17 protein-coding genes are annotated in these 18,461 nt (G+C 50.8%); 4 read left to right on the top strand and 13 right to left on the bottom strand.

The genetic code is table 11. The annotated features are described in order from the left end of the window. Window positions 1-63 precede the first annotated feature (63 nt). On the bottom strand, window positions 64-501 hold the full coding sequence (gene uspA, locus MPHASIOC01_RS01580) for a universal stress protein UspA (RefSeq protein ID WP_064597783.1): 438 nt from the start codon (window positions 499-501) through the stop codon (window positions 64-66). A 396-nt stretch (window positions 502-897) separates the two neighbouring features. Here uspA and uspB point away from each other — a divergent pair, with 396 nt between their 5' ends. Beyond that, window positions 898-1,233 (top strand): universal stress protein UspB, encoded by a 336-nt coding sequence (gene uspB / locus MPHASIOC01_RS01585; RefSeq protein WP_064597785.1) that lies wholly within the window; start codon window positions 898-900, stop codon window positions 1,231-1,233. Window positions 1,234-1,468: 235 nt separating this feature from the next. Here uspB and pitA read toward each other — a convergent pair whose 3' ends face one another. After that, window positions 1,469-2,962 (bottom strand): inorganic phosphate transporter PitA, encoded by a 1,494-nt coding sequence (gene pitA / locus MPHASIOC01_RS01590; RefSeq protein WP_353613809.1) that lies wholly within the window; start codon window positions 2,960-2,962, stop codon window positions 1,469-1,471. A 225-nt stretch (window positions 2,963-3,187) separates the two neighbouring features. On the opposite strand from pitA, the gene MPHASIOC01_RS01595 reads away from it, so the two are divergent. Then, window positions 3,188-4,378 (top strand): NAD(P)/FAD-dependent oxidoreductase, encoded by a 1,191-nt coding sequence (locus MPHASIOC01_RS01595; RefSeq protein WP_353613810.1) that lies wholly within the window; start codon window positions 3,188-3,190, stop codon window positions 4,376-4,378. Here the strand turns inward: MPHASIOC01_RS01595 and MPHASIOC01_RS01600 are convergent. From MPHASIOC01_RS01600 to MPHASIOC01_RS01620, 5 genes are read right to left on the bottom strand one after another with little or no spacing between them, the layout of a single operon-like run. Then, the gene (locus MPHASIOC01_RS01600) at window positions 4,375-6,462 is read right to left on the bottom strand and encodes an FAD-binding protein (RefSeq protein ID WP_064597788.1); all 2,088 of its coding nucleotides are present in this window, start codon (window positions 6,460-6,462) and stop codon (window positions 4,375-4,377) included. The two genes, MPHASIOC01_RS01595 and MPHASIOC01_RS01600, sit on opposite strands and share 4 nt — an antisense overlap. 8 nt (window positions 6,463-6,470) lie before the next feature. After that, window positions 6,471-7,700: an MFS transporter gene (locus MPHASIOC01_RS01605; RefSeq protein ID WP_082917866.1), complete on the bottom strand. Its 1,230-nt coding sequence runs from the start codon at window positions 7,698-7,700 to the stop codon at window positions 6,471-6,473. Between the two features lie 54 nt (window positions 7,701-7,754). Further along, the gene (locus MPHASIOC01_RS01610) at window positions 7,755-8,588 is read right to left on the bottom strand and encodes a sugar phosphate isomerase/epimerase family protein (RefSeq protein WP_353613811.1); all 834 of its coding nucleotides are present in this window, start codon (window positions 8,586-8,588) and stop codon (window positions 7,755-7,757) included. A gap of 9 nt (window positions 8,589-8,597) precedes the next feature. Continuing rightward, the gene (locus MPHASIOC01_RS01615) at window positions 8,598-9,749 is read right to left on the bottom strand and encodes a Gfo/Idh/MocA family protein (protein ID WP_064597795.1); all 1,152 of its coding nucleotides are present in this window, start codon (window positions 9,747-9,749) and stop codon (window positions 8,598-8,600) included. A 15-nt stretch (window positions 9,750-9,764) separates the two neighbouring features. Then, window positions 9,765-10,553 (bottom strand): 3-ketoacyl-ACP reductase, encoded by a 789-nt coding sequence (locus tag MPHASIOC01_RS01620; protein WP_353613812.1) that lies wholly within the window; start codon window positions 10,551-10,553, stop codon window positions 9,765-9,767. Window positions 10,554-10,723: 170 nt separating this feature from the next. Between MPHASIOC01_RS01620 and MPHASIOC01_RS01625 the strand changes: the two genes are divergently transcribed. Next, window positions 10,724-11,362, top strand: a complete 639-nt coding sequence (locus tag MPHASIOC01_RS01625; protein ID WP_231889175.1) for a TetR/AcrR family transcriptional regulator — start codon at window positions 10,724-10,726, stop codon at window positions 11,360-11,362. A gap of 44 nt (window positions 11,363-11,406) precedes the next feature. Here MPHASIOC01_RS01625 and MPHASIOC01_RS01630 read toward each other — a convergent pair whose 3' ends face one another. The 5 genes from MPHASIOC01_RS01630 to MPHASIOC01_RS01650 form a co-directional block, all read right to left on the bottom strand. Beyond that, the gene (locus MPHASIOC01_RS01630; protein WP_353613813.1) at window positions 11,407-13,701 is read right to left on the bottom strand and encodes an autotransporter domain-containing protein; all 2,295 of its coding nucleotides are present in this window, start codon (window positions 13,699-13,701) and stop codon (window positions 11,407-11,409) included. Between the two features lie 26 nt (window positions 13,702-13,727). Then, window positions 13,728-14,495, bottom strand: coding sequence for an alpha/beta hydrolase (locus MPHASIOC01_RS01635; RefSeq protein ID WP_353613814.1), 768 nt, complete (start codon window positions 14,493-14,495; stop codon window positions 13,728-13,730). Between the two features lie 327 nt (window positions 14,496-14,822). Then, window positions 14,823-15,275 (bottom strand): GNAT family N-acetyltransferase, encoded by a 453-nt coding sequence (locus MPHASIOC01_RS01640; protein WP_353613815.1) that lies wholly within the window; start codon window positions 15,273-15,275, stop codon window positions 14,823-14,825. Continuing rightward, window positions 15,272-16,009 (bottom strand): GNAT family protein, encoded by a 738-nt coding sequence (locus MPHASIOC01_RS01645; protein WP_353613816.1) that lies wholly within the window; start codon window positions 16,007-16,009, stop codon window positions 15,272-15,274. Before MPHASIOC01_RS01645 ends, MPHASIOC01_RS01640 begins: the two co-directional genes overlap by 4 nt. Window positions 16,010-16,072: 63 nt before the next feature. Further along, the gene (locus tag MPHASIOC01_RS01650) at window positions 16,073-16,975 is read right to left on the bottom strand and encodes a LysR family transcriptional regulator (protein WP_064597806.1); all 903 of its coding nucleotides are present in this window, start codon (window positions 16,973-16,975) and stop codon (window positions 16,073-16,075) included. 96 nt (window positions 16,976-17,071) lie between these two features. Here MPHASIOC01_RS01650 and MPHASIOC01_RS01655 point away from each other — a divergent pair, with 96 nt between their 5' ends. Further along, entirely contained in the window at window positions 17,072-17,605 is a 534-nt protein-coding gene (locus tag MPHASIOC01_RS01655; protein WP_064598065.1) for a GNAT family N-acetyltransferase, read from the top strand. Here MPHASIOC01_RS01655 and MPHASIOC01_RS01660 read toward each other — a convergent pair. Beyond that, window positions 17,602-18,438, bottom strand: a complete 837-nt coding sequence (locus tag MPHASIOC01_RS01660) for a VOC family protein (protein WP_064597808.1) — start codon at window positions 18,436-18,438, stop codon at window positions 17,602-17,604. The two genes, MPHASIOC01_RS01655 and MPHASIOC01_RS01660, sit on opposite strands and share 4 nt — an antisense overlap. Between the last annotated feature and the right edge of the window lie 23 nt (window positions 18,439-18,461).

Genomic DNA, 18,461 nt, shown 5'->3' on the forward strand with positions numbered 1-18,461 from the left:
CCGCGTTGGCAAGGGTGTGCTTTGTGTTTACCGCACAGAGTGCCTGCGCTGTGCTTACTGCTCTTATTCTTCGTCGTCGTCATTGAGCGGCACAATCAGCATATCAACATGAACCGTATTGATAAGCTGGCGCGCTGAAGACATCAGTTTGCTCCAGAAGTCCTGATGATGGCCGCATACCACAAGGTCAACGTCATATTTACGAATGGCATCCACCAGAACCTGGCCCAGATCTCCACTACCACTCAGCGTTTCAGTAATTGGGTAGTTTGCGCCCGTAGATAACTCTGTCAGTGCGTGATGGGTTTCTTCGGAGATACGTTTCTGCATATCACCCAGATTCACATCAATAAGACCGGTATACAGGTCTGAATAGTTTACGTCGACGTGGATCAGCGAAATTTTCGCATTATATGGGCGGGCCATGGAGACCGCTTTTTCAACCAGAACTTTGCTTTCCGGGGAAAGATCTACCGCAATCAGAATATGTTTGTAAGCCATAATGTTATTCCTTCCATAAGCTGTCGATGAACACATGGACAGGAGAACAACCCAGGCAATTTTGGTCTCCTGTGTGCCCGTATCAGCAAAGCTGGTTTACGGGAACGACTTCCAGCGTAATGACCTCAGGTACTGAATTCCTGTCTACATTATAGCGCGACAGGCGCGCAGTCAATTTGCGCCAGGTTGATATATAACAATCAATTACCTGTTTTGTGCAGTTGTTATCGGTTTGTTGTATGGAAAAAAAAACCACCTGCGACCTACACTATTTAATAAGGCAAGCCGATAAACTTATTATGGCTGGGTGCCTTTAGCTCACTGACCCTTTTGCTGACTGTCTGTTTTGGGGAGCGATGTTATCCGGAGTGGCCGGAAAATCGCCGGGGAGGATGTATGATCAGCACCATTGCGTTGTTTTGGGCGTTGTGTGTCGTATGTGTCATCAATATGGCGCGTTACTTCTCATCGTTACGTGCGTTACTGGTGGTGCTACGAGGTTGTGATCCTTTACTGTATCAGTATGTCGATGGTGGTGGCTTTTTCACATCACATGGTCAACCCAGCAAACAAATGCGCCTGGTAAGATACATTTATGCTAAGCGGTATTCAGACCATCATGATGATGAATTTATTCGCCGTTGTGAACGTGTGCGGCGCCAGTTCATTCTGACAAGTTCATTGTGTGGGTTAGTGATTGTGAGCCTGGTGGGCCTGGCTATCTGGCACTGAGCTGAATGGAATGTGCGCTGAAAAGGTAAGATTAAGCGGGCCTTACAGCCCGCTTATGGTCGATGACAATCCTCATTTCCGCACAGAACCAGAGGGTGTCACCCAATCAAAAACAAGGAAAATCAATTCATTGATTTTCGGCTACTCACTAAAAAGGAGGGAAAACCACGTTTTTCCCTTCTTTTTCATCAATATGAAGCGGGCCTGGCAGCCCGCTTATGGTGAAATTTGCAAATCAGATCAGGTGCAATGACAACCAGTACAGGCAGCCGGAAAGCAGAATGGCAGCAGGAAGAGTAAATATCCATGCCATCAGAATGCTTTTAACCGTGCGGCTTTGTAACCCGCCGCCATCAACCAGCATGGTACCGGCCACAGAAGACGACAACACATGGGTGGTGGACACTGGCATGCCGGTGTAGCTGGCAATACCGATGGAAACCGCAGCAGTCATCTGTGCAGACATCCCTTGTGCGTAAGTCATGCCTTTCTTACCAATTTTCTCGCCAATGGTGGTGGCAACGCGGCGCCAGCCAATCATGGTACCAATACCCAGAGCCAGCGCAACCGCCATAATAATCCAGATGGGCGCGTATTCGATGGTGCTCAGCATGTCACTTTTGAGTTTCTTGAGGTACCGTTTATCGTCGGAGTTGGTTTCCGGCAGATTAGCGACTTTGTCTGTCGTATCGGCAATACACAGCATCATACGGCGTAAATGACTGCGTTGCTCCAGGCTCAACTTTTCATAGCTGTCGAGGTTGGCTAACAGGCCTTTGGCAGTATCCAGCGCAAACACAGCACGGCTGGCATCGCAATGGAACTCATGCGCTTCACCCGGAACGGGTGCCAGGTTAGCCGGTGGCGACATATCAATGACATGTTTAACTGCTTCACCATGCTGCTGGAAATAGAGTTCGACGTTCGTCACGGCATCCCGTGTGCGGGTAATGTCGTAACCTGTTGAACTCATGTTTACCACGAAACCGGCGGGTGCCACGCCAATTAATACCAGCATAATCAGCCCGATACCTTTCTGCCCGTCATTCGCGCCGTGGGAGAAGCTGACACCAATGGCAGAAACAATCAGGGCAATACGCGTCCAGAATGGCGGCCTTTTTTTACCATCCTGTTTTTCGCGCTCAGCAGGTGTTAAGTGGACGCGACGGCGTTTTTTGGTGCCGTTCCAGTAGCGGCGCAACAGATACACCAGTCCACCCGCCAGCACCATGCCGACAATCGGAGAAACGATTAGAGAGGCAAAAATATTGATGACTTTTGGAATGTTGAGTGCTTCCACGACGGATGTGCCAGTCATCAGGGCGTTCGTCAGGGCGATACCGATGATAGCGCCAATCAGCGTATGAGAACTGGAGGCCGGCAAACCAAAGTACCAGGTGCCAAGGTTCCAGATAATGGCGGCAAGCAACATGGAAAACACCATGGCAAGACCGTGTGCGGAACCGACATTCAACAATAAGTCTGTTGGCAGCATGTGAACGATGGCATACGCGACACTCAGCCCGCCCAACAGGACACCGAAGAAGTTAAATACAGCAGCCATTACAACAGCCAGTTGTGAGCGCATCGCACGCGTATAAATGACGGTAGCGACAGCGTTTGCTGTATCGTGAAAACCATTGATGGCTTCGTAGAACAACACAAAAGCCAGTGCGAGAACCAATAACAACCCGGTATGCAAATCCAGGTCTGCAAAGAGATGTAGCATAGACGTTAAGCCATTCTGTGGACATGAACGCGGCGCATTATCCAGGACAACTGCGCCGGGGGCAAAGTGAAAATAGACTTTTTTTGATTTAAATTGCGTCGCTTTTCTTACTGATTGTCATTAATTTGTAATAATTCAATGGGATACCTGAAGGATTGGCTTTTGTGCTGGTGTGATTCACGGACTATCTTTACAATTCGCCGCCAGATAAAACAGGGGGAAAGTGTGGAACAATTCGATGTGGTGGTGATTGGCGCGGGTGCGGCCGGGTTATTTTGTGCGGCACAGGCCGGGCAGGCGGGTTTGCGCGTCATGGTACTGGACAACGGGAAAAAACCAGGCAGAAAAATTCTTATGTCTGGTGGTGGTCGTTGCAACTTTACTAACCTTTATATCGAACCTGCGGCCTATTTGAGCTCAAACCCTCATTTTTGCAAATCTGCCCTGGCACGCTATACCCAATGGGATTTTATCGACATGGTTTCCCGCCATGGTATTGCCTGGCATGAAAAAACACTGGGACAGTTGTTTTGTGATGATTCAGCAGAACAAATTGTCACCATGTTGATGGACGAGTGCCAGCAGGGTAACGTGACATTGCGGTTGCGCAGTGAAGTGTTAGCTATTGAACGCAATGAGCAGGGCTATACGCTGCAGCTTAATGGCGCGGAAATTCACGCTAACAAGTTGGTCATTGCCAGTGGCGGCCTGTCTATGCCCGGTCTGGGCGCCTCACCTTTTGGCTATAAAGTGGCTGAGCAGTTCGGCCTCCCTGTATTGCCTACCCGGGCAGGCCTGGTGCCATTCACGCTGCATAAACCCTTGCTGGAACAGTTGCAAACGTTGTCAGGTGTATCGCTTCCCTCGGTGGTAACCGCGCAGGATGGCACGCAATTTCGTGAAAATATTTTGTTCACACACCGGGGCATGTCTGGCCCGGCTGTGCTGCAAATTTCCAGTTACTGGCGTGCTGGTGAGCCAGTTATGGTTAACCTGGCTCCAGATGGTGGCGTGGATGCGTTACTGGACGAACAACGCCAGGCACACCCGAACCAGAGCCTGAAAAACACCCTGGCCATGTTATTACCGAAGCGGTTAATCGAAGTGCTGATGTCGCTGGGGTTGGTGCCAGATGTCACTCTGAAACAGCTTAATTCACGCCAGCAGGCAGACCTGGTCGCACACCTGTCACAGTGGGAAATAGTGCCAAATGGCACCGAAGGCTACCGCACCGCCGAAGTGACGCTTGGCGGTGTCGATACCCATGCGCTTTCTTCCCGGACCATGGAAGCCCGCACGGTGCCAGGGCTCTATTTTATTGGTGAAGTGGTTGATGTCACCGGCTGGCTGGGTGGTTACAACTTCCAGTGGGCCTGGAGCTCCGCCTGGGCGTGTGCTCAGGCGCTGGCTTCTTAATCGCCCGGTGGCGTTGGAGCATGGTGATAAATACTGCCCGTCAGAAAATCAGGCCAGTTTTTTTCAAAGAACAGAGTACTAAGGTCCTCCAGTGGTCGCAGACCCTGCACTCTTACCCTGAAGTCGCCATCTAACCAGCGCACAACCAATTGTTGTTGCCTGTGTTGCGGGTTTTCCGCTAAAAAACGGTAGGCCGTCAGTGCTCCAGTACGAGCTGAAGGGACTTGATCGCCGTCAGGGGAGCAAAGCACCCGTGCTCCACGGCTGCCACCACCCTGTTCAATATAGAAATTCAACGCGGTTAATAATGCTTCGCAAGCCAGAGCCATTTGCTGCCACTGGAAGCGCTGTGCGGTTTGGTTGGGATGTGTAATGGCGATGCCATGCTGAGTTATCTGTTCATTGAGACGCCTGGCCGCTGCCAGTGCTTCAGGAACCTGGTCTGTGTGGCAAATGAATCCGGCAACGTCGCTCATACGTTGTTGTATTTCTGTTTTAACGGCCTCAATAGTGGGGGCCTGCGACGTTGTGCTGTCACGCAGAATGGTATTGATGAGTGCCGACACTTCGTTGGTGAAGCAGGAATCCGTTTTATTCCGGCTTGTCGCCTTAATGTGTTTGGCACAACGTAATCCAAAAACCTGGCCTGCATTCAGTGCAGCTCCGCCCGGGCGCGTCACGCCATGTGTACCTGCCGCCTCGCCAATGGCATAACACCCGGATAAAGACGTTTGCCCCCAGGTATCGACAGCAATACCACCATTCATATGTTGGTGGTTAACGTTAAAAGCCAGTGGGTGCTTTGTCAGGTCATGACCATTGTGTTTGTACAATTCAATCGCCAGAGGGTTCATGTGTCGCAGGCGTTCGATGGGGAGTGCCAGGTTAGCGTCATTGTTTGTCAGGTACGCCCGGACATCGTCATCCAGGTCCTCCAGAGAGAAATCCGGCGAGCCTTCAACAGGTAACGGGTTACGATTAAAGTCCATAAAGATGGTGTTGCCCTGTTGTGCTTCACTGTAAATTGCCAGATCAACCAGGCTGGAACCGAAATCCAGCATCCGGCTGGCGTGAACCGGCCATTGGTAGCCTTTACGGAAAATATTGGAAGCGAGTTCCCTGGTGGTGCGGTAATAGCGTGCAAGAAAGTTATGTTCCTGGCCCTGAGTATCTACGGAATAGATGTAGGGCATGCTTTGCATATAGGTGCCAGATAAGTTCCAGGGGAATTCATCACGGCGTGTCCCGATACCAAATTGATGCTCGGTGAGATTGACGGTTTCCAGCCCGGTAGCCAGTGCTAACCCCAGGGACCCAAAACAGCGCTTCGGATAAACACTGTCACGAAATAGTTCACCAGGCCCTCCAGCCGCAAGAACCACGGCACTGGCGCGTATTACACATAGTCCCCATGGGTTGTCCGGGCAACGCGCCCCTTTTACTATGGCGACAGCGCCCACAATATGGCGGGATGCTCCTTCGCCTTCCGTCAGCAAGCGTATAACGGTTGCATGGTCGATAAAGAGGGTATTGAGTAAGATAGCCTCTTCTGCTAATACCTTGACCATCAACCGTGAAGTACGTGGCCCGCAGCTGGTGGCCCGGCCAGCTTCGTCGTGATCTGTCTGGTAGCGTAAAACGGCACCGTAACGGTCTTCCGGTAATGGTAACCCAATGCTTTTCAAACCAATAAATGCTTCGATGGAACCAACCGCTTCGACATAAGCGGTATCTGCATCCATTGCACCACCCGCTCCTAACGCTCCCGCCAGCTTAACAAAGTCATCACCATGAAAACTGGTGGATGCCGTGTGCAGTGTCTGCTTATCTGAGCCCGAGCAGGCAGACGTTCCCCAAAACAAGGTTTGTGTGGCGACAACAACATCTGTTTTTCTGCGGCGCAGTTCAACGGCGGCACGCAGGCCAGCCGCTCCACTGCCGATAACCAACGCCTCATGGCTATAAAGAGGAATGGAATAACCAGCAATATCCAGTGTGAGTGACGGGTTTGCTGCAGCCACATGCCGTGGCATCGTGACATCCGTTAAAGGTGTCAGGATGGATTGAGATAGGGTCGTTGCCATATTTGCCTCTACTGTTTACTGGGGCTCAGACCAGGCTCTGCCGGGCTGGAATAAGCAGCCGGGGATTTTTGTACACCAAGCAACATGAGGGAGCTGAATACCATGACACAGGCAGCAACCCACCATACAGTACTTAAGGAATAGATATCAGCGAAGTACCCGGCTAACACAGGGGAAATACCACCGGCTGCCATGCCTATATTCATGACAAAGCCAATAGCCGAACCGCGTAATGCCTGCGGAACCAACTCAGCGGTAAAGGAAATCACCAGTGGCGTAACTGGGTAGCCTAAGAAGCCAAGCAAGAGAATGACTACTATCACGGCATATACAGGCATATTTAGCACCATTGCCGCCATGAGCAGGCTACTCAGTAAGGTGATACCAATCAGGATAGCGCGTTTACGGTTGAAGTTGCCTTTATCGCACAGGCGACCTGTCACAAGTCCCCCCAGGGCACCAGCAAGACCCAGCAGGCTGGCAATAGTGCCTGCGACACTTATCGATAAGTGCTTAACATTCATTAAAAATGTTGGTGCCCACAGCAGGACAATCCACCAGCCACTGAGTAACAGGAAGTAGTACAGTGCCATCAGTAAAACGGAAGGGTTGCGGAACAGCTGTTTGAGTGGCAACGACGCTCTATGTGCCTGGTGCGTTTTTTTCTCTGTCGGTTTTGGTTTTACCAATATGGCATAGGCCAGAGCGACCAGCAAACCCATGCCGCCCGCCACATAAAAAACCACTCGCCAGCCGAAGACAGGGCCAAGCATGGCGCCAAGCCAGGTACCCAAAAAACCGCCAATCGGGTAGCCCATCCAGTAGAGAGACATGACTGTGGTGCGTTGTTTCTCTGTGGTTACATTGGCCACTTCCAGAGAGGCGGCAGGCCAAAAGACACCTTCGCCTATCCCGGTCATCACCCGGTAAAAGAGGAGTGATGTCAGGCTACCTGCTATTCCGGTGCTCATCGTGGCAAGAGAGAAAATGACTAACCCCAGAATAAGAACCGGTTTGCCGCTGAGTTTGTCGGCGATAATGCCAGAAATAAACAAGAAGCCGATGAAGCCATAAAAAAAGGAGCTCATCAGAAAACCTGATTGTGCACGATCCAGATGAAAATCACTGGCCATAAGGCTGATGGCTGACGAAACTGTCATGCGATCAACGGAGTACATCATGTATCCCAGCCCACATAACACGGACACCAGGATCATTCTTTTTGTATCTGTGTGCATAATGCCCTCGACATATCGGATGTGACGAGAAATCAGATACCGCAAAAACTCTGATTAACAGTATTGCTGATGACGCTCCTTGCAGGTGGATAAGACGTCGTTAGGTTCCTGTTGCCACCAGTTCAGTTCCGAGAAAATTTCAACTTCATGTGCCCCCTGATAGCCCAGTGACTCAACGGCGAGACGGGCGCTACGAATATCGATAACACCATCTCCCATCATTCCCCGGTCAGAGAGCAAATCACGGGTTGGCACCAGCCAGTCGCAAATGTGGAATGCCAGAATGCGGTTACGCCCAGCACGTTCCAGTTGTGGGAAGAGCTTCGGATCCCACCAGGTGTGGTAGAGGTCAACGGCAATGCCCAGCCCTTTATCGCCCAGTTCATCGCACAAATCGTTAGCCTGCTCCAGCGTGTTCACACATGCGCGGTCGGCAGCATACATTGGGTGTAATGGTTCAATCGCCAATGGCATACCAACGTTACGTGAGTAATCAAGTAACCGGGATAGCCCGTCTTTGACTTGCTGACGGGCACCCGCGATATCTTTTGATGACCCGGGCAGGCCTCCCACGACCAGTACCAGGCAGGCTGCACCCAGCGCCAGCGCTTCATCCACTGCCCTGCGGTTATCATCATTCGCTACCTGTCTGGTAGCGTCATCGACACCCGGAAACATGCCGCCGCGACAGTAGCCGCTGACGGTTAACGCATTGCTACGGATTAACCGGGCTGTTTTCTCCAGCCCCAGCGCCTGTACTTGATCCCGCCATGGCGAGATCCCGCAGATCCCGTGGCGGGCACAACCATCAATTATTTTATCGAGTGTCCACTGTTTACGTACGGTTGCGGTATTAATGGAAAGCCGCCGTGGATCCGGGTGTTGCATATGCGCTCCTTATTTGATCAAAGACGGAACATCCAACCAGCGGCGTTCGCGCCAGCTTTGCAAAGCCAGTTCTACGAGTTGTACGCCTTTGGCACCCTCAAGCAGATTCCAACGAAAATCGCTTTCACCGTGGACATGGCGTAAAAAACCTTCCCACTGCACTTTGAACGCGTTGTCATAGGTTGTGGTATCCGGTACCGGAACCCAGTCTTTGAAAAAGTCATGAGTCTGGCGCTCATCAGGATTCCAGACAGGTTTGGGGGTATTAACTCTGGCCTGGGTAAGGCAATCGGTCAGTCCGGCTACAGCGGAACCATTGACGCCATCGACCTGGAATGTCACCAGGTCGTCACGACGAACCCGCACACACCAGGAGCTGTTGATTTGTACGATGGTGCCATTATGCAGTTCGAAAGTGGCATACGCGGCATCATCTGCGGTTGCGGCGTAAGGATTACCTTGTTCATCGACACGTTGTGGGATATGGGTGGCACCAAGGCAACTAATACTCTTGATTTCGCCGAATAAATTGTCGATGACATAACGCCAGTGGCAGATCATGTCGAGAATGATGCCGCCACCCTCTTCCTGACGGTAGTTCCAGGATGGACGCTGCGCTGGCTGTAAATCACCTTCGAAGACCCAGTAGCCAAATTCACCCCGTACAGAAAGAACTTTGCCAAAAAAGCCAGACTCATTGAGAAGCTGTAATTTACGTAATCCGGGTAGCCATAATTTGTCCTGCACCACACCGTGGCAAACACCCTGTTGTTCTGCGTAGTGATAGAGTTCCATGGCTTCAGACAAACTCACCGCAACAGGTTTCTCACAATAAATATGTTTGCCTGCGGCAATCGCTTTTTTCAGTAAAGTGGGGCGTGCCTGAGTCGTTGCTGCATCAAAAAAGATAGTGTCGTTAGGATTTGCCAGTGCTGCGTCGAGGTCGGTTCCCCAACGTGCAATACCTGTTTCTTTAGCCAGAGCTGCGATTTTTTCTTCATTACGCCCAATCAAAATTGGGTCGGGCATCAGGTAATCGCCATTTGCCAGAGCAACGCCACCCTGATTACGGATAGCAACAATTGAACGAATCAAATGCTGATTTTTCCCCATACGGCCGGTGACGCCGTGCATGATAATGCCAAGAGAAATAGTGGCCATTGAAGTACCTCGTCTTCAAAAGTGGGATTTGTTCAGGCCACCATCAAGTTCGATGATCTGGCCAACAGTGAAAGGCAATTTACCGCTCGCCAGCGCATCAATAGCGACAGCGATGTCATCAGGTCGTCCCCAGCGTTTCATGGGAACTAACCCTTCTTCAATAAGCTGCGTATATTGGGGTTTAACGGTGCTGGTCATGTCTGTTGCGATAATGCCAGGTCGAACCTCATACACGCCAATACCGGATTCAGCGAGGCGCATGGCAAAAAGTTGTGTGACCATACTGGCAGCTGCTTTAGAGACGCAGTATTCACCACGAGAAATATTCAGGCTTTGGGCACTACAGGAAGTGACATTAATAATGGCGCGATGCTGATTACCTAATTGCCCTTGTTCAAGCATGATTTTTGCGCTTTTTTGGCAGAAGAAGAACATGGCGCGTGTATTTATATCCTGGCAATATTGATAATTCTCAGGCGTCACATCCAGTAAATCGCCGCGTTGTCTGGCTGCTGTTCCGGCATTGTTAACAACGCAATCAAGCCGCCCCCAGCGCGCGACCACAGCTTCCAGCATGGCAGACTGACTCTCCAGTACGGCAATATCACCGGGTACGGCCATGGCTTCTACGCCAAGGGTTTGGATCTGTGCAGCTATTACTTCTTGCCGTGTACGGCTTTCTTCGGTGTCGCGCCCATTGATGGCAACATTAAATCCGCTTTGTGCCAGTTGATATGCGCAGGCCTTGCCAATTCCACGCGTAGAACCGGTAACGAAAGCCACCGGACGTTGTGCACAGGTCATAGTGCTGCTCCTTTTTTAATTTCAACCAACCAGTTGATTTAATGTAAACAGTATAGGAAGGCGTAAAAAAGAAAAGGATGATCGACTTCTCAGATTCAACTAATTGGTTAATAATGATTGCAGTAAATTTAATTGAATGATTTTACGGGGGAAAAATGGTTAAGGAGAGTGTGTCTAAACGCCGGCATGATCCCGAACTGACTCAAAGACTGATCCTTAGTGCAGCTAAAACAGTCTTTGCAGATAAAGGATTTGATGGGGCCCGGGTAGACCAAATTGCCGCACTTGCTCAAGTGAATAAGCAACTGATTTATTATTATTTTGACAATAAAGATATGCTGTTCTCAAAGGTACTGGAAGCGGCATATCTGGACATTCGTACCAAAGAGGCCGCGCTTGATCTGGACGCATTACCTGCGCGCGATGCTGTATTAAGGCTGGTGGAGTTTACCTGGCATTATTATCTGGAAAATCCGGAGTTTATTCGCTTACTAAACAGTGAAAACCAATTACAGGCTCGTCACCTTAAAGCGTTGGATACTATTGTGCCCATTAACCGTAGCTGGTTGAGTATTACTGAAACTATCCTGTTGCGTGGTCAGCAAGATGGCAGTATTCGGCCTGGTATTGATGCGATGCAATTAAATATCAGTATCTCTGCACTGGGTTTTTTCTACCTGATAAATCAATCAACGCTGTCGATTCTGTATCAAAAAGATTTAAAACAGGTCGCTGAGCTGGAGCAACGCCTGGTTGTTATGAAAGACACCATCTCATGCTGGCTTGCGCCACAGACGCCACCGGGGTGAACAGCCTGGTGTCATGTGCTGACACCAGGCCGGGTGCGTATTAATCAGAACAGCTGTTTGAACCGTAAGCTGACTGACTGGTTTGAATAGTGTGGTGCTGCACTAATATCGTAGTAAGCAGTAATGCTGGAGGTGCCAGAGTGAACCAGGGTAGCCCCAACGCTGAAATCACCGGTGTCTTTTTCTGGCGATGCGCCGCGGGTGGTAAATCCAGTTTCATCGATGGCCGCCGCATAGCTGGAGGAAATCTTCATCGGCTGGTTGTCATACTGGTGATACCAGAGCATTTGTAAGTAAGGTGTCAGCTCACCCACTGGTGTTGACGTGGTGACCTCAAATTTGGCACCAAGCCCGGACTTAATGGCATCTGAGTGGGCGGCATCTACCCGTAATGCAGCGCCATTACCGTTCGACTCGGTATAGCCATTTTGCTGCATAAAGCTATAGCTGAGATTGGCTAATGGCGTCACAGTGAATGCCTGAGTGACAGCTAAAGGGTAACCAAATTCGGCTTTTACCGCATACTGCTGTCCATCAAACTTGCCGTTGGCAATACCAGAATACCCGGTGAAATCTACGCTACGTTGTGTGTTGAAACGCTGAGTTGCAGCGGTTGCATACAGGTTGGTATACCAGTCCGGCGCGAGGTAACTGGCATAAGCCGTTAACCCCCAGGAATTTACATAGGCATTTGAACCGTTAAAGCTACTGTTGCCTTTAATATTGGTTGAGGTGTAGCTGAGCGCGCCACCTAAACGCCAGTTATCATTTATCGCGCGGTCGGCACCCAAAACCAGTCCACCATAAGTTGCCTTATAGCCGGACATTTCACCGGTGTTGCCCTGGTTGGCGCGCCCACCAAAAGTTTGCCCCCATACCGCGTTATTGAGTGATTCATCCCCGGCAGCAATACCACTTTGCCTGTTACGCCAGGCAAACTGCGTCGTGCTGATTCTTGAACCAATCACATTCAGCATGTCAAAAGTCGCGGTACTCGCCGCATTTGCTGCACTGGCATTCATGCCCGGAGAAAGCTGTTCTCCCACTCTATTGGCTTCACCAACAGAATTAATCGCTAACGAAGCATTGTATAAATTCAACAACCCTGCATTTGAAACACCAGTATAATTTTGCAGGCCATTTAAGGATGAAATGGCATTACCAATAGTGGGTTCCCAGGACGGCGTTGTCGGTGTCGTTGGTGTCGTTGGTGAGGTTGTTTGTGCCGCAGATAAATTCAGCACCAGCAATGCATCCCCTGAGCTGGCGTCTGTTGCTGCGCTGCCTTTTACGGTACCTGTAAAGCCTGATGCGTTATAATTCAGGGCTCCGGCATTGTATTGTGTGTTGGCTGCGTCTGAAGCATCGATAACCACATAACGCTGGCCTGCCGCAAACGCGTAACCCTGGCTGACCAGGTTGACAGATGATCCCGATGCCAGCGTAGCTGCCCCATTGACAATCAACCGGCCATACCCGGAATCGGAAGACAGGCTACCTGTAGTAACGGCATCGCTGGCAACATTGAAATTCAGGGATGAACTGGCAGACTGGGTGTAGTTTCCAGTAATGGTGATGGGGTTGGAAATGTACAGATTAGCGCCGGTGTTCTTAAAAGAGCCCGATGAAAGCGTGACATTATCGTTCAGCAGCATATTCCCGGAGCTGAGGGTCAAATCGCCGCTGGACAAACTAATCGCGCCAATTACGGGTGTGGATTCATCTGCAGTATAGCCAGTCAGCGTGCCGATGGTGCTGCCCGTGCCGCCAATAAAATCCAGACTACCTGATGAAGTGATATCGCCCTTAATCGTCCCGGTATTGGTGATGCTGCCAATCGTACCCGAATTATTCAGTACATTGGATGATGTGGTGCCAGCACTGAGTGTGCCTGAGTTGTTGATACTGTTGATGGTACCATTGTTCAGGATAGTGTAACCCCATCCTGCGCTTATTGTTCCACTGTTATTCAACGCATCAATAGTACCCGTATTATAGAGGGCATAAGCGCGGTCAGAACTTATGGTCCCGAGATTATTGATAGTTCCAATATTTCCGCTTGAGCGGATACCGTAGTACCCGGCTCCCAGAAGGTTATTGTTGGTAATAGTGGTGATGGTACCGTTATTGTAGATTCCGTCGTTGGCTCCAGCAATTACACCGGTATCCGTCACTGTAATTGAGGTGTAGCTTTCACCGGATGAAACCTGAATATCACTGGATGTGTTTGAGATAACCAGTGTGTCGGTTGTCGCACCAGCAGAGCCAGCTACTGTCATGGCCGACAGCCCAGAAGCAATGGCCACTATCAGTGGTTTTACTTTAAATAACTTGTTCATACTTTACCCTGCTGATCTTATTCTGTTTATTTACCTCCCTTGCCACATTCAGGTTTCTGTTTGAGCAAGTGGAGCCACTGCGTTTCCCAGGGACCCTGATGCGTCATTCCGGGAACAAGAACAACGCGCGCACAACTGTTACCCGTGTGCCGGATAAAGCGTAGAGCAACCTCTGGAGTAATCAATGTATCATGTGCACCACTAAAATGAATTTGAGGAATAAGCGCCAATTTATTCGCTTTATTGATGGGATTAAGCGAATCGGGCATCGGCGAAACATGGTGTAATTGGTTCACATATTCAATATCAAGATAACCCGCCACTGTGCGCAGGGATAATATATCTTTACGTTGTGCAGCTAATAATGCGGCAACCGCGCCGCCGCCAGAATAACCCACTAATTGAATTTTAGTTGCTGAGGTACTTTGTTTAATCTTGTCAATTGCTGTGGACATAGCGTTAATCACCTCTGCAGAGAATCGCCGGTTTGTCCAGTAAGGCACCTGGCAGGCGGGGTTGCTGCCCACACCAATGTACTGGCAGGGCCGGGCGATATACACCACATTACTTCCGGGATCCAGTGCCGCCAGCCGCAGTGCGACAGGATTTTTCGGCGTTGGGTCAGCTGAGGGCTGGTAGCGTGAAATCCATGCCAGACCATCGCCTTCAATATAAATAGTAAGTGGTTGTGATGGTGCGTTTATGCGTTGCCAGGTAAGAAAATTAAACTCAGGCGTCTCAATGATTTGTTCTGATAAATGTCCTTGTTTTGCTATATCCTGTGCAGTAGTCATTCGGTTGGCAACACATCCGGTTGTCAATAATATAAAAAATACAATAAACAAACGCGTAATGGATATTGTAGTTTTAATAAAATACAGTTTTATTATCTTTGTAGTAATCATGAGTACTGCTCTGTGAAATGCATTAATGAAATTAGCCGGGAATGAAAAATAATTCTTTATCTTTCAGTTGTGCTAATGATGTTGAAATGATGCTTAACTAAGTGTTATCCGCTAAACCAGGTAATGCTAAAACATTTCCCGGAAAATTGAATCCTGAAAACCTGACCTGCTAAAAACAATGCCAGGTTTGCATGCAGAAAACCACGCTCTCAGGTATCAAGTATTTGTACCAATAGCTAACCGGTAACGCACATAATCATCGGCCTGAGTGAACTTGTCATACAATGCCCGGGCCGGGTTGCCTTCCCGGGTATGCCAGTAGAGCCTGGACCAGTTGTTTTGCTCAGCCAGATGGATAAGATCCTCGATCAGCGCCCGTCCCAGGCCATGCCCGCGTACAGCAGGGTCAACAAATAAGTCTTCGAGGTAACACACCGGGGTGGTGACCCATGAGCCTTCATGGAGCACATACAGGCTAAAACCAGCAACCTGTTCATTAAAAACTGCCAGCCGAATTCCGAATGGGGCAGCCGGGTCCAGAGCGCGTTGCCAGGTGTGGCGGGTAACCTGTTCAGGGATGTCACTGCCATAAAAGGTGGTGTAACCCTGCCATAAAACACGCCAGGCGGCTTCATCTTCCGGGCGGATGTCCCGAATTGTAGTGGTCATTTTTGTTGCTCCTGTGGGTTTTGCTGCCGGGCACGCAATACGCTCAGTGCCTGGCGTTGTTTCCCATGCTCATCAAAGTTACCTGGCGATAACCAGGCGCTCAGGGCATTACGAACTTGCGGCCACTCGCTATCAAGCAGCGAAAACCAGGCGGTATCCCGGTTGCGCCCTTTATAGACAATGGCCTGGCGGAAAATACCTTCAAAAGTGAAACCCAGCCGCTCCGCTGCCCGGCGGGAGGGGGCATTCAGGGAATCACACTTCCATTCATAGCGCCGGTAACCCAGCGTATCGAACACGTAGTGCATCAGTAGCGCATGGGCTTCTGTGGCGGCGGTGGTATGCTGCAGGCGCGGTGAAAAAATAACGGAACCCACTTCGATAACGCCATTTTTCGGGTCGTGGCGCATTAACGCCAGGCTTCCCGTTGCTTCACCACTTGCGTTGTCAATCACCGCATAGTGCAGAGGATCCCGGCTTTCGGCTGCCTGAATAATAAATTGGTTAAATGAGGCGAAGTCTGCGAATGGCCCGGCGGGTAACCAGGTCCAGCCCCGGTCATCTTCTGCCTGAAGCCATGCGGCATAGAGTTGCTTACTGTGGCTCGCCGCATTCAGTGGGACCAGGTGGCAGTAATGGCCCTGCAGATTACAGTGTTGCGGTAACGGGCAGCCTTGCCAGCCAGTGAGTGGTGCGCCAACAGGTTGATTAAATTCATTAAGCAGCACAGTCATATTCAGCTTCAGTCCGGGGAACATTAAGCATAACCTAACGTGGTCATGCCCGGTTGTGAAGCTCTACACCGGGTTAACCGGCAGGACAGCGTTTTTTAGTGCGCTGAGCAGTGCATTCATACCGTGGTTCAGGGGCTTATCCTGGCGTAAGGCCAGCGCCAGCGTGCGCGAAAGCCGGGGCGTTAACGGCTGGCTGGTGATGCCGGGTTCTGGCTGAGTGATGGCCATCGCGGGAACAATGCTGTAACCCATACCAGCGCGCACCAGGCTTTTTATGGCCTCGATACTGCCTAATTCCATCACCGGCTGTAACCCGAAGCCTGCTTCGGAGAACCAGCCATCAATGCATTTGCGGGTACTGCTGCCTGGCTCGAAGATAATCAGTGGGTGTTGGCTCAGTGTTTCGGGTGTTAGCGGGGAAAGTACCCTGTCCCGAGCCTCTTCCGACGGGCCAATAGCGAAGAATTCATCGTCACATAATGGGGTCAGCGCTATGTTGCGGCTGTCGGCAGGGAGCGTCACTAATCCGGCATCCAGCCGGTTTTCTTCTACGGCGCGGATAATCTCCTGCGTATTACCGGTGCGGATACTGACGGTGAGTTGCGGGTGAGACTGGCGAAGTGCCTGCAGCACTGGCGGCATCAGGTGAATACAGGCGGTAGCCCCCATGCCCAGAGAGACAATGCCACGGGCAATACCACTACAATTGGCAACCTGAGCCTGAATATCGGCAACGATATGTTCCAGTTGTGGTGATAGCTCCAGTAAGACCTGGCCCGCGGGCGTAGGCTTCATACCTCTGGCAGTACGTTCAAGCAGGCGCGTGGCAAACCATTGCTCCAGTTGGCGAATTTGCTGGCTTACCGCGGGTTGAGACAACCCCAGAAGGTTGGCGGCTGAGGAAAAACTGCCGTAGCGGGCCACCAGGCAAAATGTATGCAGATGATCCAGATTAAGGGCGGTCATCAAAGGCTTCCTTATAGCGTGCATAAGCAATACAGGCTGTCTGGAATACCCGAAACATGGCACTCTGAAGGCCTGCATAATCCCTGTGAGCAAAACATGAAAATAATTCCCGCACAACAGCAACATGTTGCGCAAATTTGTGCAATTTACGCCTGGCATGTTGAACATGGTATCGCTTCATTTGAAACAACGCCGCCGGATGTTGCTGAAATGGCGGGCAGGCTGGCAAAAGTGCAGTCTCACGGTACACCCTGGCTGGTGGCACTGGAAGGTGAACAGGTGCTGGGTTATTGCTACCTGGCGCCATATCGCCCGCGCCACGCTTACCGTTTTACCCTGGAAGATTCTGTTTATATTCATCACCAACATGGTGGGCAGGGGCTTGGACGAGCGTTGTTATCTCATGCCATTAGCCTGGTAGAGCAGGCAGGTTACCGGCAGTTACTGGCGGTGATTGGTAATAGCGAAAATCAGGCATCTTTGCGCCTGCATCAGAGCCTGGGGTTTAACCTGGTTGGGACGCTGCAATCGGTAGGCTTTAAACATGGGCGCTGGGTAGATACCGTGTTAATGCAGCGCACACTGGGCGACGGTGCAACACTACCGCCCAGTGAAGCCACCAGGATTTAGAGATGGAAACGCATCGCCAGCCATTGCGCCTGCTGCTGCGTTACCAGCAGTGCGTTATCCTGCTCCTGCCACTGTATATCGCCCTGGGTAAGGCACTGCCTGAGTTGGTTCAATGAGGCAACCTGGAAACACAGCGCCACCATTTTAGCGGGGGCATTCTGCCCGGCTGGCGGCAGCGCAAATTCCCGGCCAGCCTGGTCATGGCTGATAACCCGCAGGCGGCAGGTGCCCGAATCAAGAACATAGCCACCCTGCGCATCCATACGAGGCACACAGTTAAACAACTGGCGGTATAACGCCAACGTTTGTACTGGCTGAGGTGCGGCAATCACAAACGCGGTCAGTGACTGCACCGTGTTTGGGTGAACCTGCCATGCGGGTTGCCACACGGCTTCAGGTGTTTGCTGTTCGCAGAAAAAACTGAAGCCATAATCCAGTGCACTGCCACGAATCCGGGTGATACAGAAGCGCGCTTCGGTGGTACTGCCGTCGGGCAGGGTAACTGGCCGGGAAAATGCTGTAGGAGGCTCTCCCTCCAGCCCGCATTGCTGCAAATGTTGCCATACGGCGTGGGCATCTGCCGTTTTCCAGACAAGGCCAGCAAGACCCGGAGCAACTTGCCACAAACCGCGCGACGAAGTTTGCCTGTCAGCTTCATAACCCAGCAGCTCCAGGTAGTTATCTTTGAAGATAGCCAGGTGGTTGCTGGAGCCCATAGAGTGATGGCCACGCTCACTGAGCTGGAAGCCCATCCGTTGAAACAAGTGTTGTGCCTGATTCAGTTCGTCATCGACATTGATTACTGCGTGGTCGATAACCGGGGTAATCGGCATGATGTATTCCTTCTGTTCTTGTT

Source organism: Mangrovibacter phragmitis (assembly GCF_040429585.1).
Taxonomy (GTDB): domain Bacteria; phylum Pseudomonadota; class Gammaproteobacteria; order Enterobacterales; family Enterobacteriaceae; genus Mangrovibacter; species Mangrovibacter phragmitis.